At 74.8% G+C, this 25,896-nt stretch carries 22 protein-coding genes and 1 pseudogene; 9 read left to right on the top strand and 14 right to left on the bottom strand.

Annotated features, from left to right (window positions below; all coding sequences use genetic code 11):
• Positions 1-77: 77 nt before the first annotated feature.
• The 6 genes from OOK41_RS16340 to OOK41_RS16315 all read left to right on the top strand — a co-directional run bounded on the left by OOK41_RS16340 (position 78) and on the right by OOK41_RS16315 (position 6,980).
• Positions 78-1,265 (top strand): ABC transporter ATP-binding protein, encoded by a 1,188-nt coding sequence (locus tag OOK41_RS16340; protein WP_266265800.1) that lies wholly within the window; start codon positions 78-80, stop codon positions 1,263-1,265.
• A complete protein-coding gene (locus OOK41_RS16335; protein ID WP_243640069.1) occupies positions 1,262-2,086 on the top strand; it encodes an ABC transporter permease in 825 nt (274 codons plus the stop codon). Before OOK41_RS16340 ends, OOK41_RS16335 begins: the two co-directional genes overlap by 4 nt.
• Before the next feature lie 40 nt (positions 2,087-2,126).
• Entirely contained in the window at positions 2,127-2,993 is an 867-nt protein-coding gene (locus OOK41_RS16330; RefSeq protein ID WP_266265798.1) for an inositol monophosphatase family protein, read from the top strand.
• Complete coding sequence (cysD, locus tag OOK41_RS16325) at positions 2,990-3,904, top strand: sulfate adenylyltransferase subunit CysD (RefSeq protein WP_266265797.1); 915 nt, start codon at positions 2,990-2,992, stop codon at positions 3,902-3,904. Before OOK41_RS16330 ends, cysD begins: the two co-directional genes overlap by 4 nt.
• Entirely contained in the window at positions 3,904-5,205 is a 1,302-nt protein-coding gene (locus tag OOK41_RS16320; protein ID WP_266265795.1) for a sulfate adenylyltransferase subunit 1, read from the top strand. Before cysD ends, OOK41_RS16320 begins: the two co-directional genes overlap by 1 nt.
• A 242-nt stretch (positions 5,206-5,447) precedes the next feature.
• Complete coding sequence (locus OOK41_RS16315) at positions 5,448-6,980, top strand: chitinase (protein ID WP_266265793.1); 1,533 nt, start codon at positions 5,448-5,450, stop codon at positions 6,978-6,980.
• A gap of 155 nt (positions 6,981-7,135) precedes the next feature.
• On the opposite strand, the gene OOK41_RS16310 is transcribed toward OOK41_RS16315, so the two are convergent.
• The 3 genes and pseudogenes from OOK41_RS16310 to OOK41_RS32085 form a co-directional block, all read right to left on the bottom strand.
• Positions 7,136-7,993 (bottom strand): hypothetical protein, encoded by an 858-nt coding sequence (locus OOK41_RS16310; protein ID WP_266265791.1) that lies wholly within the window; start codon positions 7,991-7,993, stop codon positions 7,136-7,138.
• 95 nt (positions 7,994-8,088) lie between these two features.
• Positions 8,089-8,535, bottom strand: a complete 447-nt coding sequence (locus OOK41_RS16305; RefSeq protein WP_353962217.1) for a DUF5753 domain-containing protein — start codon at positions 8,533-8,535, stop codon at positions 8,089-8,091.
• Positions 8,511-8,630 (bottom strand): annotated as a pseudogene (locus tag OOK41_RS32085) (Scr1 family TA system antitoxin-like transcriptional regulator); the annotation flags it as partial. The gene OOK41_RS16305 and the pseudogene OOK41_RS32085, both read right to left, overlap by 25 nt.
• A gap of 252 nt (positions 8,631-8,882) precedes the next feature.
• On the opposite strand from OOK41_RS32085, the gene OOK41_RS16300 reads away from it, so the two are divergent.
• Positions 8,883-9,113: a hypothetical protein gene (locus OOK41_RS16300; protein WP_266265790.1), complete on the top strand. Its 231-nt coding sequence runs from the start codon at positions 8,883-8,885 to the stop codon at positions 9,111-9,113.
• Between the two features lie 53 nt (positions 9,114-9,166).
• On the opposite strand, the gene OOK41_RS16295 is transcribed toward OOK41_RS16300, so the two are convergent.
• The 3 genes from OOK41_RS16295 to OOK41_RS16285 all read right to left on the bottom strand — a co-directional run bounded on the left by OOK41_RS16295 (position 9,167) and on the right by OOK41_RS16285 (position 13,867).
• A complete protein-coding gene (locus OOK41_RS16295; RefSeq protein ID WP_266265789.1) occupies positions 9,167-10,897 on the bottom strand; it encodes an ABC transporter ATP-binding protein in 1,731 nt (576 codons plus the stop codon).
• Positions 10,894-12,639: an ABC transporter ATP-binding protein gene (locus tag OOK41_RS16290; protein ID WP_266267841.1), complete on the bottom strand. Its 1,746-nt coding sequence runs from the start codon at positions 12,637-12,639 to the stop codon at positions 10,894-10,896. Before OOK41_RS16290 ends, OOK41_RS16295 begins: the two co-directional genes overlap by 4 nt.
• Before the next feature lie 151 nt (positions 12,640-12,790).
• Positions 12,791-13,867, bottom strand: a complete 1,077-nt coding sequence (locus OOK41_RS16285; RefSeq protein WP_117669995.1) for an NYN domain-containing protein — start codon at positions 13,865-13,867, stop codon at positions 12,791-12,793.
• Between the two features lie 140 nt (positions 13,868-14,007).
• On the opposite strand from OOK41_RS16285, the gene OOK41_RS16280 reads away from it, so the two are divergent.
• The gene (locus tag OOK41_RS16280; protein ID WP_266265786.1) at positions 14,008-14,196 is read left to right on the top strand and encodes a hypothetical protein; all 189 of its coding nucleotides are present in this window, start codon (positions 14,008-14,010) and stop codon (positions 14,194-14,196) included.
• 22 nt (positions 14,197-14,218) lie between these two features.
• On the opposite strand, the gene OOK41_RS16275 is transcribed toward OOK41_RS16280, so the two are convergent.
• Complete coding sequence (locus OOK41_RS16275; RefSeq protein WP_266265785.1) at positions 14,219-14,908, bottom strand: VOC family protein; 690 nt, start codon at positions 14,906-14,908, stop codon at positions 14,219-14,221.
• Positions 14,909-14,939: 31 nt separating this feature from the next.
• Positions 14,940-16,943 (bottom strand): bifunctional diguanylate cyclase/phosphodiesterase, encoded by a 2,004-nt coding sequence (locus OOK41_RS16270; protein WP_266265784.1) that lies wholly within the window; start codon positions 16,941-16,943, stop codon positions 14,940-14,942.
• Between the two features lie 580 nt (positions 16,944-17,523).
• Between OOK41_RS16270 and OOK41_RS16265 the strand changes: the two genes are divergently transcribed.
• Positions 17,524-19,086, top strand: coding sequence for a class I SAM-dependent methyltransferase (locus OOK41_RS16265; protein WP_266265782.1), 1,563 nt, complete (start codon positions 17,524-17,526; stop codon positions 19,084-19,086).
• Positions 19,087-19,130: 44 nt separating this feature from the next.
• Here the strand turns inward: OOK41_RS16265 and OOK41_RS16260 are convergent, their stop codons facing one another.
• The 6 genes from OOK41_RS16260 to OOK41_RS16235 all read right to left on the bottom strand — a co-directional run bounded on the left by OOK41_RS16260 (position 19,131) and on the right by OOK41_RS16235 (position 25,816).
• Positions 19,131-20,066, bottom strand: a complete 936-nt coding sequence (locus OOK41_RS16260; protein ID WP_243639857.1) for an NAD(P)-dependent oxidoreductase — start codon at positions 20,064-20,066, stop codon at positions 19,131-19,133.
• The gene (locus OOK41_RS16255; protein WP_266265781.1) at positions 20,063-21,205 is read right to left on the bottom strand and encodes a cytochrome P450; all 1,143 of its coding nucleotides are present in this window, start codon (positions 21,203-21,205) and stop codon (positions 20,063-20,065) included. Before OOK41_RS16255 ends, OOK41_RS16260 begins: the two co-directional genes overlap by 4 nt.
• The gene (locus OOK41_RS16250; RefSeq protein ID WP_266265780.1) at positions 21,198-22,688 is read right to left on the bottom strand and encodes a class I adenylate-forming enzyme family protein; all 1,491 of its coding nucleotides are present in this window, start codon (positions 22,686-22,688) and stop codon (positions 21,198-21,200) included. Before OOK41_RS16250 ends, OOK41_RS16255 begins: the two co-directional genes overlap by 8 nt.
• A 34-nt stretch (positions 22,689-22,722) precedes the next feature.
• Positions 22,723-23,460, bottom strand: a complete 738-nt coding sequence (locus OOK41_RS16245; protein WP_207892806.1) for a glycosyltransferase family A protein — start codon at positions 23,458-23,460, stop codon at positions 22,723-22,725.
• On the bottom strand, positions 23,457-24,488 hold the full coding sequence (locus tag OOK41_RS16240) for a 3-oxoacyl-ACP synthase III family protein (RefSeq protein WP_266265779.1): 1,032 nt from the start codon (positions 24,486-24,488) through the stop codon (positions 23,457-23,459). Before OOK41_RS16240 ends, OOK41_RS16245 begins: the two co-directional genes overlap by 4 nt.
• Before the next feature lie 179 nt (positions 24,489-24,667).
• Positions 24,668-25,816 (bottom strand): hypothetical protein, encoded by a 1,149-nt coding sequence (locus tag OOK41_RS16235; protein ID WP_266265777.1) that lies wholly within the window; start codon positions 25,814-25,816, stop codon positions 24,668-24,670.
• Between the last annotated feature and the right edge of the window lie 80 nt (positions 25,817-25,896).

The following is a 25,896-nucleotide window of genomic DNA, read 5'->3' as shown; positions in this document are numbered from 1 at the left end:
GCCGGCCGGCACCGCGCAGGCGGCGGGCGGCGGCACCCCCGCACCCCCGCACCCCCGCACCCAGGACAGGAGAAGAGATGCTGCCCAGCAGAGCCGGGCCGGCCGTGGTCGAGGTCCACGATCTCGTCAAGCGCTACCCCCGCAGCGACGCGAACGCCGTGGACGGGCTGTCGTTCGCCGTCGCGCCGGGCGAGATCTTCGGCCTGTTCGGACCGAACGGGGCCGGCAAGTCCACCACCGTCGGCATCCTGACCACCCGGCTGCGGGCCACCGGCGGCCGGGCCCTGGTCGGCGGCGTCGACGTGGGCCGCGACCCGGCCACCGCCCGCGCCCAGCTCGCCGTGGTGCCCCAGCACAACAACCTGGACCGGGCGCTGACCCCCCGGCAGAACCTGGTCCACCACGCGACGTACCACGGGGTGAGCCGGCGGGAGGCGCAGGCCCGGGCCGCGGAGCTGCTGGACCGCTTCGGCCTCGCGGAGCGGGCCGACCGGCGGATCGAGGCGTACTCCGGCGGGATGGCCCAGCGGCTGATGATCGCCCGCGCGCTGACCCACGAGCCGTTGGTGCTGTTCCTCGACGAGCCGACCAACGCCCTCGACCCGCAGACCCGGCTGCTGATCTGGGGCCAGATCCGCCGGCTACGCGAGCGCGGGGTGGCGATCGTGCTGACCACCCACGCGATGAACGAGGCGGCCCGGGTGGTCGACCGGGTGGGCATCGTCGACCACGGCCGGCTGCTCACCTGCGACACCCCGGAGAACCTGGTCCGGGGCCTGGCCGGCGACGCGATCCTCGACCTCACGGTCACCCCGGCCCCCACCGACGACCCGGACGCGCTCCGCGCCGCGCTCGGCGAGCTGGACGGCGTACGCAAGGCGGAGCGGCTGGCGCTGCCCGCCGGGCCGGCGGACCGGCGGGCGGGCGCGGGTCTCCCGGGCGGCGTCCGGGCCGGGCTCGCCGGGGCCGGCGGTGGCGCCGCGCTGGCCGCGCTCGCCGCGCGGGCCGGTGGCGGCGGCCTCGCCGCCCTCGCGGGCGCGGGCCGGCTCGGGCGCAACGGCGCGGGGACGAACGGCGGGAGCCCGGCGGCCGGCGGTCGCGGCCGGCTGCGCTTCCGCCTGCACCTGGCCACCGATCCCGCCGCGCTGCTCGGCCCGGCGGTGACCGTGCTCGCCGGCCGGTCGGCGGCGGTCAACGCCGTCGACGTCGGCGAGCCCAGCCTGGAGGACGTCTTCATCGAACTCACCGGAAGGGAGCCACGGTGACCGCTCTCGACACGCCAACCCCGCTGCGACCGGCGGTCCGCCCGCGCCCCCGCCCGGGGGCGGGCCGGGTGTTCGCCGCCGTGCTGCGTCGCGACCTCATGGTCACCGGCCGGGAACTGTGGGTCATCCTGGTGCAGGTCGGGCTGACGCCGCTGTTCATGCTCTTCGTCTTCGACACCATCCTCGGCGGGCAGGGCATCGTCGGGCGCGACTTCGCCGGCCTCTTCCTGCCCGGAATCATCGCGCTGGCCGCCCTCACCACCGCGTTGCAGAGCGTGGCCCTGCCGCTGGTGAAGGAGTTCGGCTTCACGATGGAGATCGAGGACCGGCTGATGGCCCCGCTGCCGACCGGCCTCGTCGCGATCGGCAAGCTGGTGATCGCGACCGTCCGAGGGCTGCTCGCGGCCGTCCTGATCTACCCGCTCGGCGCCCTGGTGGTCGGCTCGGCGCCGTGGCGCCCGGCGGGGCTGCCCCTGGCGTTCCTGGTGGCGCTGCTCGGCGCCTGGATCGGCGGGGCGATCGGGATGGCCCTGGCCACCACCCTGCCGGTGCAGCGGATCAACGTCACCTTCTCGGTGATCCTCACCCCGATCATCTGGACCGGATGCATCCACTACCCGTGGCCGCGGCTGACGATGCCCTGGTACCAGGTCGTCACCGCCCTCAACCCGATGACGTACGTCTCGGAGGGGGTGCGGGGCGCGCTGCTGCCCGGCGTGCCGCACATCCCGGCGTGGGTGTGCCTGAGCGTGCTGACCGGGGCGGCCGTGGCGCTGACCTGGCTCAGCGTCCGCTGCTTCAGCCGCCGGGCGGTCCAGTGACCGCCCGGGTGTTTCCCCCCGGCCCCTGCGAGGAGCTGCCATGCCTGAGCTGAATCCCCCGGAATCCGACACGGCGCTCGCCCGGCGGCTCGCCGCCCGCGCCGGCGAGCTGCTGCTCTCGGTACGCGCCGCGCACGGCCACGGCGATCCCGCCGCGCTGAAGGCCGCCGGTGACCGGGCGTCCCACGACCTGCTCCGCGCCGAGCTGGCGAGGTGGCGTCCGGCCGACGCGGTGCTGTCCGAGGAGGACGAGGACTCCCGGCTGGTCGGCACCGCCGACGGGGTGTCCCGGCTGACCGCCGACCGGGTGTGGATCGTCGACCCGCTGGACGGGACGCGGGAGTTCGCCGAGGAGGGCCGCTCGGACTGGGCGGTGCACGTGGCGCTCTGGGCGCGCGACGGGACCACCCCGCACGGCCTGGTGGCCGGCGCGGTCGGGCTTGCGGCGCAGCACCGGGTGCTGGCGACCGACGCCCCTCCCCCGGGGCCGGCGACGCCCGCGCCCTCCGGCGCGTCGATCCGGTTGGCGGCCAGCCGCAGCCGTCCCCCCGCCTTCCTGACCGACCTGGCCGGCGAGGCCGGCGCCGAGCTGGTGCCGATGGGCTCGGCGGGGGCGAAGATCGCCGCGGTGGTGACCGGTGAGGTCGACGCGTACATCCACGCCGGCGGCCAGTACGAGTGGGACTCGGCCGCCCCGGTGGCGGTGGCCACGGCGGCTGGCTTCCACGCGTCCCGGATCGACGGCTCTCCGCTGGCGTACAACCAGGCCGACCCGCGCCTGCCCGACCTGCTGGTGTGCCGCCGGGAACTCGCCGCGCCGCTGCTCGCCGCGCTGCGGCGGCAGCTCACCGGCGCGGCGGTCCCCGTCGGCTCCCCCGTTCCGTCTACCCGAAAGGACTCCCGATGAGCAGCGGTTCGGCCGCGTACCAGGTCTCACACCTCGATGCCCTGGAGGCGGAGAGTGTGTTCGTGATGCGTGAGGTGGTGGCGGAGATGGAGCGGCCGGTGTTGCTGTTCTCCGGTGGTAAGGACTCGATCGTGATGTTGCGGTTGGCGCAGAAGGCGTTCGCGCCGGGGAACATTCCGTTTCCGGTGATGCATGTCGACACGGGTCACAACTTTCCGGAGGTCTTGGAGTATCGGGATCGTCGGGTGGCCGAGTTGGGTTTGCAGTTGATCGTGGCGAGTGTGCCGGAGGCGTTGGCGCGGGGGATGGTGCGGGAGGCGGCGGACGGGACGCGGAACCGGGTTCAGACGCCGGTGTTGTTGGATGCGGTGGAGAAGCATCGGTTCGATGCTTTGTTTGGTGGGGCGCGGCGGGATGAGGAGAAGGCGCGGGCGAAGGAGCGGGTGTTCTCGTTCCGGGACGAGTTTGGGCAGTGGGATCCGAAGAATCAGCGTCCGGAGTTGTGGTCGTTGTACAACGGTCGGCATCATCCGGGTGAGTCGATTCGGGTGTTTCCGTTGTCGAACTGGACCGAGTTGGATGTGTGGCACTACATCGCTCGGGAGGTGATTCCGTTGCCGTCGATCTATTTTGCGCATGAGCGTGAGGTGGTGGAGCGGGATGGGATGTTGTATGCGGTGAACGAGTTTTTTCGGCCGCGGGTGGGTGAGGAGCGGTTCAAGGCGCGGGTGCGGTATCGGACGGTGGGGGACGCGTCGTGTACGGCGGCGGTGCGGTCGGACGCGGACAGTGTGGAGTTGGTGATCGAGGAGGTGGCCGCGACGCGGGTCACCGAGCGGGGTGCCACCCGGGGTGATGATCGGGTGAGTGAGGCCGCGATGGAGGACCGTAAGCGGGAGGGTTACTTCTGATGGGCATCGACACTGTGGGCGTCGAGGTTGATGCGTCGGCTCGGCCGATGGATCTGTTGCGGTTCGCGACCGCGGGTAGCGTCGATGACGGTAAGTCGACGTTGATCGGCCGTTTGTTGTATGACACGAAGTCGTTGTTCACCGACCAGTTGGCCGCGGTGGAGGCGGTGTCGGCGGCGCGGGGGGACGAGTACACGAATCTGGCGTTGTTGACCGATGGGTTGCGGGCGGAGCGGGAGCAGGGCATCACGATCGATGTGGCGTACCGGTATTTCGCGACGCCGCGGCGGAAGTTCATCATCGCGGACACGCCGGGGCATATTCAGTACACGCGGAACATGGTGACGGGTGCGTCGACGGCGGATCTGGCGTTGATCCTGGTGGACGCGCGTAAGGGTTTGGTGGAGCAGTCGCGTAGGCATGCGTTCCTGTGTTCGTTGTTGCGGGTGCCGCACCTGGTGTTGTGTGTGAACAAGATGGACCTGGTGGACTTCGACCAGGCGGTGTTCGAGGCGATCGCGGACGAGTTCACGGCGTTCGCGGCGAAGTTGGACGTGCCGGATCTGACGGTGGTGCCGGTGTCGGCGTTGCGGGGCGACAACATCGTGTCCCGGTCGGAGAACATGCCGTGGTATGACGGGCCGTCGTTGTTGCATCATCTGGAGCGGGTGCACATCGCCTCGGACCGTAACCTGCAGGACGTGCGGTTCCCGGTGCAGTACGTGATCCGGCCGCAGTCCACGACGGTGACCGACTACCGGGGGTACGCGGGTCAGGTCGCGTCGGGGGTGTTGAAGCCCGGCGACGAGGTGATGGTGCTGCCGTCGGGGTTCACCTCCCGCATCGCCGTGGTGGAGACCGCGGACGGGCCGGTGGACGAGGCGTTCCCGCCGATGTCGGTGACGGTCCGCCTCACCGACGAGATCGACATCTCCCGCGGTGACATGATCTGCCGGCCGAACAACGCCCCCGCGGTCGCGCAGGACATCGAGGCGATGGTCTGCTGGATGGACGAGACCCGCCCGTTACAGGTCGGCGGCAAGTACGCCATCAAACACACCACCCGCACGGCCCGGGCGATCGTCCGGGGCCTGCACTACCGCCTCGACATCAACTCCCTACACCGCGACGAGACCGCCACGGAACTCCACCTGAACGAGATCGGCCGGATCAAACTACGCACCACCGTGCCCCTACTCGTGGACGACTACCACCGCAACCGCACCACCGGCGGCTTCGTCCTCATCGACGAGACCACCAACCGCACCGTAGCCGCCGCCATGACCGTCCAACGAGACTGACCCCACCCGCCCCTGAGCGGGCCGCAGATTCACGGAAAGAGTGGCTATCCCGACCCGGATAGCCACTCTTCCCGTGAATCAGGGGGGGGAAGGGAGGCAGGCCGTGACGACGTCGACGGTGCCCGGGACGACGTCGACGACCGCCATCGCGGGCCATCCCTGGACAATTACAGTTAACAAACCTAATAATTGGCCACCCGTCGATACGCCTCCGGCGGGCAACCCCCTACCGGGAGGACCGGATGCAGCGCAGATTCCGAACACCGCTCCTGGCCGTCCTGGCGGCCCTCGCCACCGCCGCCTCGGCGATCCTGACCCTCGCCACCCCGGCCCTGGCCGCCGGTCCCACGGCCGCCTTCACCAAGACCTCCGACTGGGGAACCGGCTGGGAGGGCCGCTTCACCATCACCAACGACGGCCCGAGCACCATCACCGGCTGGCAGGTCGCCTTCACGCTGCCGGCCGGCACGACGCTCGGCTCGTACTGGGACGCCACGGTGAGCAGCGTCGGCCAGCGGCACACCTTCACGAACCGGTCCTGGAACGGCGCCGTCGCCCCCGGCGCCTCGGTGTCGTTCGGCTTCCTGGCCACCGGGGCGGGCTCCCCCACCGACTGCACCCTCAACGGGGCGCCGTGCGGCGGCGGCACGCCCACCACCCCGCCCACCACGACGGCGCCCCCGACCACCGCGCCGCCCACCACCGCACCCCCGACGACCCCGCCGCCGACCACCCCGCCGGGTGGCGGGCTGCCGAAGCACGCGCTGATCGGTTACCTGCACGCCAGCTTCGCCAACGGCGCGGGCTACCTGCGGATGGCCGACGTGCCCGCCGACTGGGACATCGTCAACCTCGCCTTCGGCGAACCCACCTCGGTCACCTCCGGCGACATCCGGTTCCAGCTCTGCCCCGTCACCGAGTGCCCCACCGTCGAGACCGAGGCGGAGTTCACCGCGGCGATCCGGGCCAAGCAGCAGCAGGGCAAGAAGGTGCTGCTCTCGATCGGCGGCCAGAACGGGCAGGTGCAGCTCACCACCACAGCCGCCCGGGACACCTTCGTCCGGTCAGTGTCCGCGATCATCGACCGGTACGGCCTGAACGGCCTGGACATCGACTTCGAGGGCCACTCCCTCTACCTCAACACCGGGGACACCGACTTCCGCAACCCGACCACGCCGGTCGTGGTCAACCTGATCTCGGCGATCCGCACCCTCAAGCAGCGCTACGGGGCGGGCTTCGTGCTCACCATGGCCCCGGAGACGTTCTTCGTGCAGCTCGGCTACCAGTTCTACGGGTCAGGTCCGTGGGGCGGGCAGGACCCCAGGGCCGGGTCGTACCTGCCGGTGATCTACGCGCTGCGCGACGACCTCACCGTCCTGCACGTGCAGGACTACAACTCCGGCCCCATCGTCGGGCTGGACAACCAGTACCACACCATGGGCAGCGCGGACTTCCACATCGCGATGACCGACATGCTGCTCGCCGGCTTCCCGGTCGCCGGAAACGCCAACGCCGTCTTCCCCGCCCTACGCGAGGACCAGGTCGCCTTCGGCGCACCCTCCTCCACCAGCGCGGGCAACGGATACCTCGCCCCAGCCGGCGTACAGCAGGCGGTGACCTGCCTGGTCAAGGGCCAGAACTGCGGCGGCTACACCCCCCGCAGCGGCACCAACCCCAACTTCCGGGGCCTGATGACCTGGTCGATCAACTGGGACCGGTTCTACTCCTGGGAATTCCGGCTCAGCCACGGCCCGTTCCTGAAGGCGCTGCCCTGACCCGTCGCCCGAACAGCTCGCCCTGACCCGTCGCCGACGACATTCGCGGCGGCGGCGACCAGCGGCCCGGTCCCGGTCGACCACGACCGGGGCCGGGACCGGGCCTGCCTCCGCCCATCGCTGCCCGGCACGATGCCGGAACATCGCCCTGGCAGTCAGGATGCGAGCAGGTCCAGGACGGTGCCGAAGATGAGGGAAAGGAACGCCAACCATCTCAGCCAGATGAGCGGGCGCGGCTCGTGCAGGTCCCGTCCGACAGCCCGTTGGAGACCGCCCAACAGCCGGTGGGACAGGGTCGACAACGTCAGACGCACCCGCCACGACCAGGAGAGGGGGATGAGCAAAGCGCCGGGCACCGCAAGCCTCAGATCTTCTTTCGCGATTCCGGCAAAGAGAATGACCATCCCAATGGCCGAGCCGACAAGCGCGCCATAGCCGCCGATCTCTGCCTCTTTGGCGCGCTCGACAAGATGGCGTTCGTTCGGGGGGCGCTGCGCCTCTACCAACTCGTCGACCCTGCGCCATACGTACTCCTGCAGTTTTCCACACGTCGAGTTGCGCGGATCTGTGCAGGTGTGCTCGCGCATGACGTGGTCTATCACCTGCCGGTGGTAGGCGCGGTACGCGTCCAGGTTCAGGCCGAGCCCGTCAGGCACGCGAGCCGGCGACGCTGCCACCAGAACCACCCAGGTCACCGCCGATGTCGGGCCCGTGGCGAAGCTTCTGTTGTGGAGGAAGTCCCACCCGACCTCCTCGCGCAGGCGGACGATCTGGCGAAGCGCGCGGCGTTCGTTGGAGCGACGAAACAACAAGCTCGACCAGTTTTGCAGGGCGGTGCCGCAGCGCCGGAACCAGGCAGGGTTGAGCAGATCGAGCACGACGACTCCGCCGGCGACAAGCTGGACGGTCTTGCCCACTCGCCCCCAGATGAGCATGCTGTGTCCCCATATGACGACGTCACTGGTCGGTTTCCCGTCCAGCCACAGCCGCAGCACGTCAACGATGTCGCTCACGTTGGACCTTGACCGACGCCCCGCATGCCCAGATTGTGTCAACACGGGACAACCCCGCATGACCGGTGCCAGCCGGCACCCCGCCCACCGGCCGCTCAGCCGTGGTGGACCTCCTCGCCCAGGGCCAGCGCGTCGAGGCTGGCCCAGACCTTCTCGTACGCGGCCAGCTCCGCCGGCCGGTCGAGGTACAGCGTCCCGGTCAGCGACTCGCGGTAGACCACCGGCGGTTCGGGGTCGACCCGGATGCCGAGCGGGAAGTCCAGTAGCACGAACGAGCCCGCGATCGCGACGTCGTGCGGGCCGGCGGCGAGCGGCGCGACCCGGATCGACACGTGCGGCAGCCTGCTCGCCTCCACCAGGTGCCGGAGCTGTTCGGCCATGGCCACCGCGCCGCCCACCACCCGCAGCAGCACCGCCTCGGAGAGCACCACGTCGAACCGGGCGGCGCGGGCAGCCGCCGCCGGAGCAGACCCTGCCGCCGCAGCCGCGCCTCGACCTGGCGTTCCCGCCCGTCGCCGGTCGTGCTGGGGCGGTCCGGGCAGGTCGCCGACGCGTACGCCCGGGTCTGCAACAGCACGGGGACCAGCGACCCGGCGTGCTCGCGGAGCCGGCACGCGGCGGCCTCCAGGCCGGCCACGGCGCTGGTCGCTCCCTCACCGACTGACGGCGGTGCCGCGCGAGAACTGCGAGACCGCTACGCCGCAACCCGGCAGCTGATCGGACTGGCCGAGGAGCCTGCCTACCGGGACGAGAAGCTCGACTCCGACGGCGTCGCCTGCGGCCGGCCGCTGCCACTGCTGGACCAGCGCCTGGTCGCGGTAGTGCACGTCTTCCAGACCCCAGATGGGACCTGCTGGAGACCTGCGACCAGGACGTGGAATCGGGCCAGGTGACGACCGGGCACACCGCCGCCGCCCTGCCGGCCGAGACAGGTCTGCCCGGCCGCGCGGTGACCGCCACCATGGCACTTCCGGACGGCACGCCGTCCCCCCACGGCTACGGCTGCCTTCAGCAAAGCCGGGTGGTCCAATGCGTCGCGGTCTGGACCCGCTCGAAGGAGAACACCGCAGCCTGTTTCGAGAAGGCCATCATCGCCACCGGTGAAGGGCTACGTGCCTGAGGCGCGCCGTTCTCGGCAAGGGTCAGATTCGGGGGCTTCGAACCGGGGAAGGGTCAGTGGTGCCAGGAGCGCCACAGGGCGGCGTACGCCCCGTCGGCGCGGACCAGCTCGTCGTGGCTGCCCAGTTCGGTGATCCGGCCGTCCTCCAGCACCGCGACCCGGTCGGCGTCGTGCGCGGTGTTGAGCCGGTGCGCGATCGCGATCACGGTCCGCCCGGCGAGCACCGCCGCGAGGGCCCGCTCGGTCCGCCGGGCCGTGGTCGGGTCCAGCGCGGCGGTCGCCTCGTCGAGGATCAGCGTGTGCGGGTCGGCGAGCACCAGCCGGGCCAGCGCGAGCTGCTGGGCCTCGGCCGCGCCGAGTTGCCGGGCACCGTCGCCGAGCGGGGTGTCGAGGCCGTCGGGCAGGTCGGCGTACCAGTCTGCGCCCACGGCGACCAGCGCGGAGCGCATCTGCTCGTCGGTGGCGTCGGGTGCGGCGAAGGCAAGGTTGTCGCGCAGCGAGCCGATGAAGACGTGGTGTTCCTGGGTGACCAGGGCGATCCGGCGGCGCCGCTCGGCCGGGTCCAGGTCGACCACCGGGCAGCCGCCGATGCTCACCTCGCCCTGGCGCGGGGCGTCGATGCCGGCGAACAGCCGGGCCAGGGTCGACTTTCCCGCCCCCGACGGACCGACGACGGCCAGCCGCTCCCCGGGGCGCACCTCCAGGTCGATGCCGTGCAGGACGTCGCGGCCGTCGGCGTACGCGAAGCGCACCCCACGGGCGACGAGCCGCTGCCCCGGCGGCGCGGCGGCCGTGCCGGGCGGTTCCGGCGGCACCTGGCCGACGCCGAGCACCCGGGCGAACGACGCGATGCCGCGCTGCGCCTGCTCGGTCCACTGCAGGATCCGGTCCAGCGGGTCGATGGCCTGTTGCAGGTAGAGCGCGGCGGCGACCACCGCGCCGAGCGTCACCATCCCCCGGGACAGCAGGTACCCGCCGACGAGCAGCACGGCGGCGACCGGCAGCGGGTAGCTGGCCTCCACCACCGTGAAGAACACGGTGCGCAGCGCGAGGGTCGCCCGCCGGCTGGCCCACAGCCGGGCGATGCGGTCGGTGCCGTGGGCGATCCGGTCGTCGGCCAGGCGCAGCGCCTCGACGGTGCGGGCCCCCTCGGCGGTGGTGGTCAACGTCTCGGTCAGCTCGGCGGTGGCCGCGCCCTCGACGAGGTACGCGGAGCTGGCCCGGCGCAGGTACCAGCGGGTCACCGCGACGATCGACGGCAGCCCGGCCAGCGCGACCAGACCGAGCAGCGGGTGCAGCAGAAAAATCGCCGCGAACAGCAGCATCAGTTGCGCCGATGCGATGACCATGGTGGGCACGACGTCGCGGACGGTGGTGCCGACCGTGGACACGTCCACCGAGCTGCGGGTGGCCAGGTCGCCGGAGCCGGCTCGCTCGACGACGGAGACCGGCAGGGCGAGGGTGCGCCCGACGAACTCCTCGCGCAGCCGCGCGACGGCCCGCTCCCCGAACCGGTGGCCGGCGTACTGGGCGTACCGGGAGATCAGTGCCTGCGCCAGCACGCAGCCGGCGATCGCCAGCGCCAGCCGGTCCACGGTGGCGACGCCGGCGCCCGCGCCGACCCGGTCCACGATGCGGCCGAGCAGCCACGGCGCGGCGAGCCCGGCGACGGCGGCGGCGACGTGCAGCGCCAGCACGACGGCGACCGCGCGCCGGTCCTGGCCGACGAGGTCCCGGGTGGCCCGGCGTACGGCGGCCCGGTCCGCCACCGGCAGCCCGCTCACCGCAGTGCCCCCTCGGCCCCGGCGGACGGGTCACGGTCGGCGGCGTCGCCGTCCCGGGCCACCAGCTCCCGGTAGCGCCGGTCGCGGTCGAGCAGCTCGGGGTGGGTGCCGGTGCCGACGATCCGACCACCGCGCAGGTGGGCGACCGTGTCGGCGTGGCCGAGCAGCAGCGGCGAGGTGGTGAGCACGATCGTGGTCCGGCCGGCCCGCGCCGCCCGCAGCCGCGCGGCGATCCGCGCCTCGGTGTGCGCGTCCACGGCGGACGTCGGGTCGAGCAGGATCAGCACCTCCGGCTCGGCGAGCAGCGCCCGGGCCAGGCGGACCCGTTGCCGCTGGCCGCCGGAGAGCGTGCGGGCGCGGGCGCCGAGCGGGGTGTCGAGGCCAGCCGGCAGCGCGTCGACGATCTCCTCGGCCGACGCTGCCCGCAGGCCCGCCGTCAGCCGCGCGTCGCCGCCGGCGTGGGCCGGGTGCCCGGCGCGCCGGCCGTCGCCCGCCCGCCCCGCCCGCAGGATGTCGCGCAGCGTGCCGGCGAACAGGTAGGAGTCGTGGTCGGCGACCAGGATCCGGGCCCGCACCTCGTCGAGCGAAATCGCGGCCAGTGGCACGCCACCCCAGGTGACGCCGCCGGGGACGTACCGGCCGAGCCGGTCGGCGAGCGCGTCGGCCTCGCCGGGGTCGGCGGCGGCGACGCCGACCAGCCGGCCGGCCGGGACGGTCAGCCCGGTGGCCGGGTCGTGCAGGTCGCCGGGCCGGCGTGGGACGGTCGGGATCCCGGGTGGGCGGGCGGCGGGCACGGTGGCCGGCGGGTCGCCTTCGGGCCGGGCTGCCGGCCCGGCGTCGTCGTCGGGGACCAGGTTGAGCAGGGCGACGATCCGGCCGGCGGCGACCCGGCCCCGGATCAGCTGGTAGCTGCCCTCCAGCAGGAACCAGACCGGCACGATGAGGGTCGCCACGTAGCCGTAGACGGCGACCAGCTGCCCGATGGTGATGTCGCCGGTCACCGCCATCCGGGCGGCGAGCCACACCACGGCCGCGAGGAACAGCCCCGGGATGGCGACCGTCAGCGCGTCGATCCAGCTGTTGACCGCCCCGACCCGGTAGCCCTCGGCCAGCAGGCGCCGGGACCCGGCGGCGTAGCGGCGGGCGAACAGGCCCCGGCCGCCGACCCCGGCGAGCACCCGCAGCCCGGCCACGATGTCGCCCGCCCGGGTGGTCAGGGCGCCCTGCTGCTCCCGGTAGACCGACTCCGCCCGTTCCAGGCGGCGCAGCAGCGGCCCGACGACGAGCGCGATCGCCGGCACTCCCACCAGCACGCACAACGCGAGGAACGGGGACACCGACCACAGCACCACGGCGATGACCCCGTACGCCACGACCGCGCCCACCCCCGGCCCGGTCAGCGTCAGCACCTGCGAGGTGTAGCCGATGTCGGAGCCGCCGACGGTGGCCACCTCCCCGGCGGCGAGCCGGCGCGGCAGCACCGCGCCGATCCGGGCGAGCTGACGCAGCAGGACCGCCGCCGAGCGGGCCGTCGCGTCCTCCCGGACGAAGGTCATCGTGCGGTGCCGCATGATGCCCAGATAGGACAGGCCCACACCGGCGACGACGATGGCCGCGACCCAGAGCAGCAGGGCGGCGTCGTCGCCGGCGCGCAGCCCGTCGTCGACGGCGCGGGAGACCAGGTACGGCCGGACCGACAGCCCGATCATCCAGGCCGTGCCGAACAGGCTGCCCCGCAGCACCCGCCAGGGCTGGCAGCGGACCAGCCACCAGAGGTACCTCAGCGGCCCCCTCGCGTCCGGGACACCGGGGTCAGGATGGGGAATCTGCGGCGGCACCCGCCCACGCTACCCACCCGGCTACGCCGCGCGCAGGCCCGGTCGCGCGGCGCGGTCAGCTGGCCGGTGTGGTGAGGAGGTAGTCGTCCGCGTCCGCGCTCCACTCCAGCCGGACCGCGCCGCTGGTGGCCGCCGCCTTGCAGAACTGGAGGAAGCCTCGGTAGCCGAGCTTCTTCTCGCTGAAGTCGGGCCGGACCCGGCGGAGCTGGTTCTTCAGCCCGGACAGGGCCACCTCGCCGTCGTCGCCGGCCAGGTCCTGCACCACGGAGCGCACCAGCGCGAACGCCACCTCCCGGTCGCCGTGCTCGGGCAGCGACACCTCCGGGTCGCCCTTGGCCGGGCCCTCCGCCAGCTCGATCACCGTGTGCGCGGCGAGGTGCCGCAGCAACTCGCCGAAGGTGCGGAACCCGTAGTCGGACTCGCTGAAGGTCGGATCCTTGCGCAGCAGGGTGCGCTTCAGCGTCGAGGCGGTCACCTCGCCGCCGGAGCTGCCCTGAAGGCCGGCCACCGTCTGGGCCACCAGGACGGCGAGGGTGTCGGCGTCGCGCGCGGGCTCCTCGACCGTCGGCTGGGGCTCGGGCTCCTGCTCCACCGGCTGCGGCTCGGGGCTGGGCAGCCGCGCCGGGCGGTTGCGCCGGCTGCGGGCCGGCGGTACGTCGACGCCCTCGAGGCGGTCGTAGTAGAGGAACTCGTCGCACGCGGGCGGCAGCAGCGCCGAGGTGGACTTCTCCACGCCCACACCGATGACGCGCTTGTTCAGCTCGCGCAGCTTGTGCACCAGCGGGGTGAAGTCGCTGTCACCGGTGCAGATCACGAACGTCGAGACGTACGCGCGCTCGAAGGCCAGCTCCACGGCGTCGACGGCCATCTTGATGTCGGCGGCGTTCTTGCGGGAGGCCCCCATCCGCTGGGGCATCTCGATCAGCTCGACGTGGGACCGGGTGAGCATCCGGCGGTCCTCGTCGAAGTACGACCAGTCGGCGTACGCCCGGCGGACGACCACCCGGCCGCGCTCGGCGAGCGCGTCGGCGATGGGACGCAGGTCGAAGGCCATGCCGCCGAGGTGTTCGCGCGCGCCCAGGGCGAGGTTCTCGTAGTCGAGGAACATGGCGATCCGGTCTTCTTGATCCACGTGCGCCAGCCTACGCCCGGAACCGGGCCCACCAGCGGGTACGCGCCGTGGACCGGCCGCTCGTGTGGCGCGCCACAGCTCTGGATCCGCTGCGGCCGGACCTGCCATGATGCCGCCCGTGCCAGTGCACCCTGCTGGGGATGGGGCTCGGCGCCGCCACCGCAGCCCTCGCCGGCTGCCGCGACGTCGGCCAGGCCGGGCAACCGACGTCCGGGCCGAGCACCGGGGCGCCCCGGGGCGGGGCGGGCGGCCACCGGGGCGCCGACGCCGACCACCGGCCCGTCCGGGTCGCGGTCGCCGACGTCCTCGGCGGCCCCGTCAAACGCTGAGCCACCCGGTCCGGCGGGCCGCCTACGCCGGGACCGGCCGGATGACGGTGAACACCGCGCCCGCCGGGTCGGCGAGCGCGGCGACCCGGCCGGTCGGGACGTCGCGCGGCGGCACCAGCAGCCGGCCGCCGAGCCGACCGGCCTGCGCGGCCACGCCGTCGGGGTCGGCCACGGCGAGGTACACCATCCAGCCGGTGGGCAGCAGGGTGTCCAGCGGCAGGGGCAGCAGCAGCCGGCCGGCAACCGGCCGGCCCGCGGCGGACAGCAGGACGTAGGAGTCGTCGGGGGCGCCGGGCGGCGCGCTGGCGCGCAGCCCCAGCGCGTCGGCGTGGAACCGGTCGGCGGCGTCGGGGGCGGTCGTCATGTACTCGTACCAGCAGGGCCGCCCGGGACCGGGGGCGACGACGTGCGCGCCGGCCCGGACGCGGAAGGACCCGCCGAGCGGGTCGTGCACGTCGTCGCCGTCGAGACGCGCGCCGGCCCGCGCCGCCGCGGCGCTCACGGCCCCGGAGTCGTCCACGGCGAAGACGGTCCACCAGCGCGCCGGCGCGCCGCCGGAACGCAGCTCGGCGGCGGGCACCCCGTCCGCGAACGCGGTGCTGCCGGCGTACGTCCAGCCGAGCAGGTCGGCGTAGAAGGCGCGGGAGGCGTCGAGGTCGGCGCTGACGAGCTCGACACCCCCGGGTACCGCCGGGGTGGGGGTTGTGTGCACCTGAATCTCCAGAGGGGACGGCGGGTCGGTGTCAGGAGGATGTACCACGGCGTCGACCGGGTGCGCAGACCTGCCCGTCGTCGCGGACCGAGCCGAGCAGGATGTCCAACGGGACCGGGCGTCCCAGGTGGAAGCCCTGGCCGGCGTCGACGCCCAACCGGCGCAGCGCGGGCACCAGCGGATCCCGGTCGACCGACTCGGCGACGGTGTGCATGCCCAGCCCGTGCGCGGCGCGGACGACGGCGTCGATGAGGACCGGGTCGGCCCCGCCCTGGTCGGCCTGGCGGACGAAGTCACCAGCGATCTTGACGGTGCTGAACGGCAGGTGCTTGAGGTAGGCGAACGAGCCGAATCCGGCGCCGAAGTCGTCCAGGCTCAACCGGCAGCCGGCGTCGCGCAGCGTACGGGCCAGGTTGCGGACCGCCGCCACGTTGGTGATCGCGGCCGTCTCGGTGACCTCCAGGCCCAGCCGGCGGGCATCGACGCCGGCCGCGCGCAGCCGCCCCACCACCCAGTCGCCGAAGCCCGGCAACTCCATCGAGCGGGCGGAGATGTTGACGTCGAAGCACATTCCGGCCGCCGCGGCCGACGGTTCGGCCAGCGCCGACGTGGCGGTGCCCACCACCCACCGGTCGAGCTCGCCGATCAGGTCGTCGCGCTCCACCGTGGGCAGGAAGCCGGCCGGGGGCAACGGCGGCTGCCGGCCGTCGCGCAGCCGGATGAGCAGCTCGTGGCTGACCACCTCGCCGGTCAGCAGGTCGACGATCGGCTGGGCGTCGAGTTGCATCCGGTGCTCGTCGAGGGCGGTGCGGACCCGGGTCACCACGTTGACCCGCTGCACCGCGTGCCGGTACTGCTCCGGGAGGTACAGCCGGGCCCGGTTGCGGCCGGCGTTCTTCGCCTCGTACAGCGCGAGGTCGGCATGGGCGAGCACCACGTCCCGGGTGTCGCCGGGCTGCAGCGAGGCGGCCCCGATGCTCAGGGTGACCCGCAGCCCGGCGTCGGTCAGCGGCACCGGGGTACCCACGGCGGCGTTGCACAGCCCCTCGGCGACGGCGAGGGCGTCACCGGCCGAGGCGTCGGGCAGCACGACCGCGAACTCGTCGCCGCCCAACCTGCCGAGCACCGTGCCGGGCGGCAGGTGGCGGGCGAGCAGGCGAGCCAGCACCCGCAGCACGTCGTCGCCCACGCCGTGCCCGTGCACGTCGTTGATGTCCTTGAAGTTGTCGATGTCGATCAGCAGCAACGCGCCGGACGGCTCACCGCCCGCCACCAGCAGGTCGTCGAGGCGGGCGAGCAGGGCGCGCCGGTTCGGCAGGTCGGTCAGCGGGTCGCGCTCGGCCAGCCGGGTCAGCTCCTCCTGGGCCCGGCGCATCTCGGTGATGTCGTGGGCGGTGCCCAGGACCCGCGCCGGCGCGCCGGCGCCGTCGGTGAAGACCTCGCCGTAGCACTCGAAGACGCGCAGCGTATCGCGGTCCGCGAGGTACATGCGGTGGGTGTACGAGAACGGCCCCCCGGTACGCAGCGCCGTCTCCAGGGTCCGCTCGATCAGGGCGACGTCGTCGGGATGCAGCAGCTCGCGGTACGACGGGTAGTCCAGGGCGGTGCCCGGCGGGAAGCCGAACATCTGCAGCAGCACGTCGGACCAGACGACCGCGCCGGTCGCCACGTCCCACTCCCAGGTGCCCACCTTGGCGAGCTGCTCGATGTGGGCCAGGCGCCAGCGGTGGTTGCGCCCCTGTTCGCGCTCCTGGCGCTCGACGGTGACGTCGCGCACCTCGTACAGGCGCAGGCACTGCCCGTCGTGGTCCATGCCGTGGCAGCGCACCTGGAGCCAGCGGGCGGGGCCGGCCGCATCGGGCCAGGGGGACTCTACGGCCGGGCCGCCCGGCTCCACCTTGGTCACCGGCAGGTCCTCCGGCCGGACCCCCAACCGCCGCGCGGCCTCGTTCGACCACAGGCACCGGCCGTCGGGGCCGAGGACCATCAGGGCGGTCGAGGCGGCGTCGGCGGCGGCGGCGGGCAGAGTCCTCACCTGGTGGCCACCCCATCCCCTTGACGCGTCACGGCATCCGGACGGCACCGGCACACGGTGATCCGGCCGCGACGCGGAGTCTACCCAGGGGCGCGACCGCGGTGCTCGCCGCGCTCGCGCCCGACCGGTGCGTACGCGCCGCGTCACGCGGAGTGCGGCGCGCGGCACCGGCACCGCCAGGTCGGACGGGCCCGGTGGTCAGTCGATCGGGAGTTCGGTCAGCCTCTTGTCTCTCGATAGTCCGTCTGCTCTGTCGCGGTTCGGTCGTGCTCGGGGAAGCCGGGCGGTCGGTCGTGCGCGGGGAGACCGGGCGCCGGCGGGCGGGGCCGGCGGGTGGGACACGTCAGTGGGCGCTGGCCGTCCTCCGGCCGGCTCGCCGGCCGGCTCGCCCGCCCGCGCCGCCGGTTCCCGCCGCCCGCCTCGCGCCACCCCCGCAGCCCCGGCCCGCCCCACGCGACGGGCCGGCGGCTCGCGTCCCGCCCGGCGACCCGGCGGGCCGGGGCATCCCGCGCCGACTGACTGGTCAGGCAGGGAACCCCCTGCGCGAAGGTGCCCGACCGGCATCGGCTAGGAACATCACATGCCGCGCTACCTGCTCTTTCCCGGCCGCCACCATCTGTTGACCCGCTTCCAGGCGGAGTACCTGCGCCAGCTCGCCGGCGACGGCGACGGCGACGGCGACGGCGACGGCGACGGCGACGGCGACGGCGACGGGGCCACCGTGGTCTGGGCGGTCACCTCGGCCAACCACGAGAACACCCGGCGCAACCCGGTCCCCTACCACCGCCGGGAGGCGGCGATCGAGCGGTTCAGCGTCCTCGCCGGGCTCCGCTCGGTGGTCGTCCCGGTCTTCGACACCGCCGTGACGGACCGGTTCGCCGAGGTGACCCTGAAGAACGTGGCGGCGGCCACCGGCCTGGAGCTGACCCCGGCGGACACGATGGTCGCCTGCTCCACCCCGGAGGTGGCCGCGATGTACGAACGGCTCGGCTTCCCCATCGCCGGGGTGGAGGCCGACGTCGCGCCGGCACCCGCCCGGCCGTGGGACGTGCTCCTGCGGCTGGCCGACGGCGACCCGTCGTGGCGGGACCTCGCCCACCCCGCGACGATCGACGTGTACGCCCGCTACCGCCTCGACGACCTGGTGCGGGCGGTGGTCAACGACCCCGTCGTCGGCGACGAGGGCGGCCTGACCCCCACCCGCGACTACCGGACGTACGCCGAGGCGTTCGCCGACGCCGCGCAGCGCAAGTGGGCGGCGGTGCGCGAGCGCGTCCGGCCGGGGCGGATCGTCGACATCGGCTGCGGCGCCGGCGCCGTGCTGGAGCTGGCCGACCGGGAGCCGGCCCTGCGGGAGAGCGACCTGATCGGCGTCGAGGTGGCCCGGCACCTGTTCGAGGAGTGCGTGCACAAGAAGGCACAGGGCTTCTTCACCAACCCCAACGTCTTCTTCTACCGCCGCAACGTGCTCGGCGGGGCGGTGTTCGCGCCACGCTCGGTGGACACCACGATGACCTTCGCGCTGACCCACGAGATCTGGTCGTACGGCGACAGGATGGCCTCGCTGCGCCGGTTCGTGCAGGCCATCTACGACCACACCGTGCCCGGCGGGGTGTGGATCAACAGCGACGTGTGCGGGCCGGACGGCCAGGACCGGACGGTGCGACTGCGCCTGGCGACGGCGGACGGCACGAACCCGGCCCGGCCGCGCACCGACCTGGCGTCCCTGCCGCCGGCGGAGGCGGCGGCCCACGTCGCCGGGCTGTCGACGCGGGCCCGGCTGGACCAGTTCGCGGTCGACTGGCGGTTCCCGTTCGCGTACCGGCCGGTGGCGGAGCCGGCCGGGGCGGTGGTGGAACTGACGCTGGGCGCGGCGATGGACTTCCTGACCCGCAAGGACTACACCGACAACTGGCTGTCGGAGACCCAGGAGCAGTTCTGCGGCCTGGAGTACGCCGACTGGAAGGCGCTGCTGGCCGACGTCGGCTTCGAGGTCGACCCCGCCAGCGGGCCGTACCGCAACGACTGGATCGCCACCAACCGCCTCGACCCGGCCGCCGCCCTGTCCACCCCGGACGGCCAGCCGCTGGACTGGCCGGTCACCCACGTCCTCCTGGTCGCCCGCCGCCCGGTCAACACCTGACCCGGCCGGCCACCCGGCGGTCCCGGGCCGGCCGGTGCGGCGGATCACCCGGCCTGGCCCGGCTGCTCCCCGCCCAGCCTGGCCAGGTGGTCGGCGAGGGTCCGGCGCGGCCGGTAGCCGCGTGCGCGGGCCCGGCTGATGTCGAGCACCATGTCCCGGGCGAGCTGGTCGACGGCGTACCCGGTCAGCACCGGCGCGCGGCGGGTCAGCCGCGACCACGTGGTCGCGGCCGTGGCGGCGGCGCCGGCCAGCCCCACCGGCAGGTGCGCGAGCCGCGCCGGGGCGCCCGTCGCGGCGAGCACCCCGCGCAGCACGGCGTCGCGCGAGTACGGCCGGGCGTCGGCGACGTTGTACGGGCCGGCCGGCCACCCGGGCGCCGCCAGGACGGCGTCCACCAGGTTCTCCACCGCGGTGAGGCTGAGCCGGACGTCCGGGCCGGGCACCGGCAGCCACCCAGCCCGGCGCGCCCGCAGCAGCCGGGGCAGCAGGTGCGGGTCGCCGGGCCCGTACACGGCGCGGGGGCGCAGCACGACGGCCCCGGCCGCCAACGCGAGCCGCTCCCCGGCGGCCTTGGTGCGCCCGTATGCGGAGAGCTGCCCGTCGACCGGGTGGTCCTCGGTGACCAGGGCCGCTCCCCCGGGCCGGTAGACGCTGGCGCTGCTCACCCAGACCAGCGGCCGGCTGCCGGCGGCGTCGAGCAGCCGGGCGGTGCCGTCGATGTTGACCGCCCGGTAGGCGCGCTCGGCCGCCCGGCCGGGAACCGGGTCGCCGACCGCCGCGGCGAGGTGGACGACCAGGTCGGCGCCGGCGAGGTCGGGTAGGTCCCGGGTGGCGTCCCACGGCACGTGCCGGCCGACCGGCCCGGGTCGCCGGCCGAGGCAGCGCACCCGGGCCCCGGCGGCTGCGGCGGCCCGGGCCACGGCGGCGCCGCAGAAGCCGCTCGCGCCGGTGACCACCACCTCGGCGCCGGTGAGGTTCACCGGCCGGCCCTGACCACCAGGTGCGCCCAGCCGGGCAGCGCCGCCTGCCCGTCGGCGCGGGCCCGCACCACGACCGGCCGGTGCGGCGCCAGGGCGGCGAGGGTGTCGGCGAGTTGCGCGCGGGCCAGCCGGGCGCCCGGGCAGGAGTGCGGGCCCGCGCCGAAGACCAGCCGGGCGGTCCGGGCCGGCGCCGGCGCGGCGCAGTCCGGCCCGCCCCGGTGCGCCCCGGCGGCGTGCCGGGCGACCAGCAGCAGCCGGTCCCCGGCCCGGACCGGGCAGCCGGCCACCGTGGCGGTCCCGGCGGCGACCCGGGGCAGCACCGGGCTCGGCGCGGTGACCCGCAGCAGCTCGTCGACCAGGACGTCCCGGGTACCGGCCGCGTCGGCCCGGTCCCACAGCCGGTCGTCGGCGCACCAGGCGACCGCCCGCGGGATGCCGGACACGGTGGTGTTGACCGCGGCGAGCGCCAGCATGCCGGCCAGGCCGGCACGCTCCGGCGGCAGGTCGAGCAGCTCGGCCAGGTCGGCGACGGCCCGGCGGGCGACGCGGGCCCGGCCGGGTGGGCGCAGGCCGGGGAGCTGCTCGGCGGCGGTCGTGGCGGCGGCGTGGCGGGCCGCCGCGGCCAGCGCGACCGGGTCGGCGGCCACCCCGAGCAGCGCCGCCGTGGTGGCGCCGGCCAGTTCGGCGACCACCGGCACCAGGTCCACCGGTTCGCCGGCGCCCAGCGGGGCCAGCCGCCGCCGCAGCACCGCCGTCCAGACCGGACGCAACCGGGCCACCCCGGCGGGGCCGAGGCCGTCGGTGAGGGCGCGGCGGGCCTGCCGGTGCTCGGGGCCCTGCTGGTCGAACAGGAGCCCGTCGGTGCCGAGCCGGTGGGCGGTGCCGCCGACGGTGCCGGCGGCGGCCCGGTCCAGGGGGGCCCGGGTGAGCGCGTCGAGATAGCCGTCCGGGTCGTGCACCACCAGCGTCCGCCCCAGCCGCACCGCCGGCCAGCGTCGGGTGGCGGCGAGCAGGGTGAACAGCACCGGGTACCGCCGCAGGTAGACCCGACGGTCCCGGCGTCGTCCCCGGCTCGGCGCCGGGCTCCGCCGGCCCGCGTCGCCGCCCCCGGTGCGGCCTGCGGTCGGCTGGTCAGCCACGGGGGCCACCGCCCGCCGGGGCGCGCCGGCCGGTCGCGGCGGCGGCGAGGGTGGCTGCGGCGGCCCGGTCCGGCTTGCGGGAGCGGCCGGTGGTGGGCACCGGGGCGAAGACCAGCGAGTCGGGCCGGGCGGCACCCATTCCCGCCACGACCGGGTCGAGGGCCCGGCGCAGCCGCCGCGGGTCGGCGCCCGGCTCGGGCTCGACGACGGCGACGAGCCGTTCGTCGCCGTCCTCGGCCGGCACCCCGACCAGCACCGCCAGGTTGACCCCGGGGACGTGCAGGGCGGGCTCGTACAGGCCGGGGTAGATGTTCTCCGCGCCGCGCAGGATCATGTCCTTGCTCCGCCCGCCGAGGACGACCCGGCCGCCGTCGACCCGGGCGATGTCGCCGGTGTCCACCCAGTCGTGCGGGGCCTCACCCAGGTAGCGGTGCGCCTGGCCGGGGCCGGCGAGCAGCAGCCGCCCGTCCGGCTCGACCCGGGTCCGCACTCCCGGCAGCGGCGCCCCGACCAGGTCCCCCTCGCCGGTGAAGGCGGCCTTCTCGCCCGCCTCGACGGCGGCGGCCGGGAAGAGTTCGGTCAGCGCGTACACCCCCCACGCCTGCTCGGCGCCGGCCCGCCGGACCCGGTCGAGCAGGGCGGCGCTCACCGGCGCCGAGCCGCTGTAGAACCGGCCGGACAGCCGGGGCCGCCGGGCCAGCAGCGCCCGGAGCTGGGGCGGGGTGAGGTAGCTGGCCTGCGGACGCAGCCGGGCCACCTGCCGGGCGAGCAGCCGGGGTGACCGGGCCGGCAGGGCGACGGGGGCGCCGCTGGCCAGGGCGGGCACCAGGACGAAGAACATGCCGCCGAGCACCGGCTCGTCGGGTCGCGGCCGGACCAGGCCGGCGACGGCGCGCATCCCGGCGTCCAGCCCGGCCCGCCGGTGGACCACCGCCCGGGGGCTGCTGGTCGTGCCCGAGGTGAAGATGACGACGGCGTCGCCGTCCTGCCCGGTGTGGTCCGGCACCGGCCCCGACCGGGGGCGCAGCGCCGGGGCGCAGCCGGGCAGCCGACCGCCCACGGTACGCACCGGGCCCAGCTCGGCCAGCCGGGGCAGGGCCAGCCGGGCCCGGCCGGCCAGCGGACGCGCCCACCCGGCGACCGCCTGCGCCGCCGCGTCGGCGACGACGAGGGCGGGCCGGGCCAGGGCCAGCCGCGCGGTGAGCACCTCCGGGCCGGCGCTGGGGTCGAGCACCGCCACCCGCAGCCCGAGCCGGTGCGCGGCGAGCAGGACCGACAGCGCCCGGGGGCCGGGACGGACCGCCACCCCGAGGGTGTCCCCGGCGGTCAGCCCGTGGTGGTGCAGGGCGGCGGCGTACCCGTCGGCCAGGTCGGCCAGCTCGCCGCGGGTGGCGCGGACGCGGGGCCGGCCGGACCGGGCCGCGGTGAGCACCGCCGGTCGGTCCGGGTGGCGGCGCAGCGCGGTGGCCAGTTCGTCGAGCATCGGGGAATCGCTCTCCTGGTGGCAGGGGTGACGGTCAGCGGGGGTCCGGGGACAGCCGGCCGCTGCCCCGGTCCAGGTACCAGGCGGCGGTGCGGCGCAACCCGTACGCCCGCAGCCGGCGGGTCGAGTTCTCCACCACCATGGTCCGGTCGTGGACGATGGCGCTGGTGTGGCGGCGTACCCGGTTGAGGAACTCCCGGTCGGTCGGTGACGGGCGGCGCGGCATGCCGCCGGCGGCGAGGTAGGCGGCCGGGGTGATCGCCATGTTGTTGCCGGCGTGCATCCGGTACGGGGCCCGGTAGCCGGGGCCCCGGTGGGCGGGCCGGAGCCGGCCGAAGGTGGTGGCGGCGGCGACCAGGCCGCGGAACACGGCGCGGCCGAGCGGTCCGTGCTCGTCCCGGCGGGCCTCGATCCGGCCGCAGGCCATCGCCGCGCCGCCGGTGAGCGTGCGGCGGGCCGCGGCCACCCAGCCGGGGCGGGGCAGGCAGTCGGCGTCGGTACGGGCCAACAGCGTCGCCCCGTGCGCGATGGCGTGCCGGAAGCCGGTGTCCACGGCGGCGCCGACGCCCCGCTGCCGCTCCTCGACCAGCCGGGTCGGCACGGGTGACCGGGCGGCGAACCGGCGGACCACCTCGGCGGTGCCGTCGGTGGAGGCGTTGTCCACCACCAGCAGGGTGAAGTCGAGGTCGGTCTGCCGGGACAGCGCGTCCAGGGTGGCCCCGATCCGGGCCACCTCGTTGTAGGCGGGCACCACCACCCACAGCGCGGTCACGACTTCTCCCAGACCATGGTCATCAGGCTGACGCCGCCGCCGAGGCCGATGAACAGCACCCGGTCGCCGGGGCGCAGCCCGGCGTCGACGCGGGCGAGTTGCACGCCGAGCGTGGCGCTGGCCAGATTGCCCAGCTCGGCCACGGTGATCTCCAGCTTGTCCCGGGGTACGCCGGTCACCTCGACGAACCGGTCCAGGTAGGGCAGGGTGACCTGGTGGACCAGCACCCGGGCGTAGTCGGCCCAGTCCAGCCCGGTGCGGTGCCGGACCCGGTACAGGATGTCCGTGCCGATCTTCTCGAACACGTCGCGCAGCGCCCGCCCGTCGCCGGTGAAGTAGGTGTGCTCGTCGCCCCGGGGGTGCCGGGAGCCGCCGCCGGGGATGCCGCCCACCGTCCAGTGCTCGGACCAGGTCTCGGTGTCGACGTCGACGATCCCGCCCCGGGCGACCGGCTCCACCAGCACGGCGGCCCCGGCGTCGCCGAACGTGTAGCCGGCGAAGGCGCTGCGGGCCTGGTCGAGGTCGGTGAGCTGCCAGCGCATCGCGCGGGTCGGTGTCTCGCCGGTCACCACCAGGGCGCGCCGGGCCCGGCCGGCGAGGATGGCCGACCGGGCCAGGTCGATGCCGTTGAGGAAGCTGTTGCAGGCGTTGGTGACGTCGAGGGCGTGCGCCCGGCCGCCCAACTCCGCCTGCACGATGTGGGCGGTGGCCGGCTCGACGACGTCCCGGGTGGCGGAGGCGAACAGCAGCAGGTCCACCTCCGCCGGTTCGCGGCCGGCGGCGGCGAGCGCCTGCCGGGCGGCGCGGACCGCCAGGGTCGAGGCGTACTCCCCGTCGCCGGCCATCCGGCGGGACTCGATGCCGGTCATCCGCGACAGCAGCCCGGCCGGCAGGTCCAGGCCGCTGGCCTCGGCGATGCGACGGTGCAACTCGGCGGTCGGCACGACCTGCCCCGGCAGGCTGGTGCCGACGGCGGTGATTCCCACTCGTTCCCGGGCGGAAGGCGGCGCTGACGTGGGGGCGATCATGCGTTGAGCTTGCCCAACGCGGCCGGCGGGCGGATGAGTAGGGGTGCTCATGTTCGCCGGGTGACCGCCCGGACACGGCGCGAAACGCCGCCCGGGCCCGGCCGCGCGGTGGCGGTGGACGGGCCCGGGCGGGCGTCCGACGAAGGACTCTCCGCGACCGGGTAGCGGGATCCGCCGGCCTACCGGTAGACGGTGATCGCGACCTCGGCGCCGTACTCGATCGGCTGGGTGAGCGGCAACGTGAAGGGCTCACCCCACCACGGCGGCGGGGGCGGCGGCCGGCGCCACCACCAGTACAGCCACCACCAGAGGTCGTTGCCGCACCAGGCCGAGTACAGGTAGTCGTCGACGGCCACGAGCGCCAGCGGTCCGCCCGGCTTGGCGGCCCCGGCCGCCGTCGTCACCGACTGCTGCCACCCGCCGGCCATGTTCGTCACCACCCGGACCGCGCCGTCGGCCCCGGCGAAGAACACGTTCGACGGGCCGGCGGTGAACTGCGCCGCCGCGAGGCGGGCGCCGGCCGGGGCCGCGCCGGCAGCCGTGATCGCCACCGGCTGCCAGGGGTCGGGGAGCGGGGTGAGGGTGAAGCCCACCTGCCAGATCCGGCCGTCCAGCCCGACGACGTACGCCTGCACCCCGGAGGTGGCGGCCACGGCGACCCCGCCGCCGGGCGGCGCCAGGCCGGCCGGGCTGGCCGGGACCGTCGCCCAGGTGCCGGTGGAGGTACGCCAGACCGAGGTCAGCGCGCCGTCGGCGCCGACGAACAGTACGCCCGGCGTGCCGGACTGCCGGGTCGCGGCGACGACCGCCCCGGGCGGCACGAGGCCGGCCGCGGACACCCGCTGGGGACCGAGGCCGGGCCGCACCTGCCGGTTGTAGGAGGTGCTGTAGATCGCCCCGTCGGTGCCGGCGAAGAAGACGTGCACGTAACCGGCCGAGTCGGTCACCGCGCTCACCTGTGCGCCGGGCGGGGCGAGGCCGGCCGCCCCGTCCCGGTACACGCTGATGTTGGAGGTGGCCGAGCTGGTGACGGCGGCGACGAGCCCGCCCTGGGTGCCGATGACGAACGCGGCGACGTTGCCGTCCGGCTGCCGGGCGGCGGCGACGCCCGCCCCCGGCGGGGCGACCGGCGTGCTGCCGAACGGACTGATGCCGGCCGACGACGCCAGGTAGAGGCGCCCGTCCTGGCCGACGGTGAAGCTCACGACCTGCGACGCCGCGGCCTGCGCGGCCCGCGCGGGTGGCGCCCCGGTCGGGGTGACGGCCAGAGCCAGTGCGGCTGCGACCGCCACCACGACGCGGGGACGCCGGAAGCGGGTGGATATCACGATGTCCTCTCCGTTCGCCGGGAACCGGGAGGACAGGTTCTCGGCCCGGACGACGTCATCGCCAGAATTCGATTCAACTG

The sequence above is a fragment of the Micromonospora sp. NBC_01655 genome (assembly GCF_026339755.1).
GTDB lineage: Bacteria > Actinomycetota > Actinomycetes > Mycobacteriales > Micromonosporaceae > Micromonospora.
The sequence above is the reverse complement of the archived record's forward strand: the minus strand, read 5'-3'. Positions and strand labels throughout refer to the sequence as shown.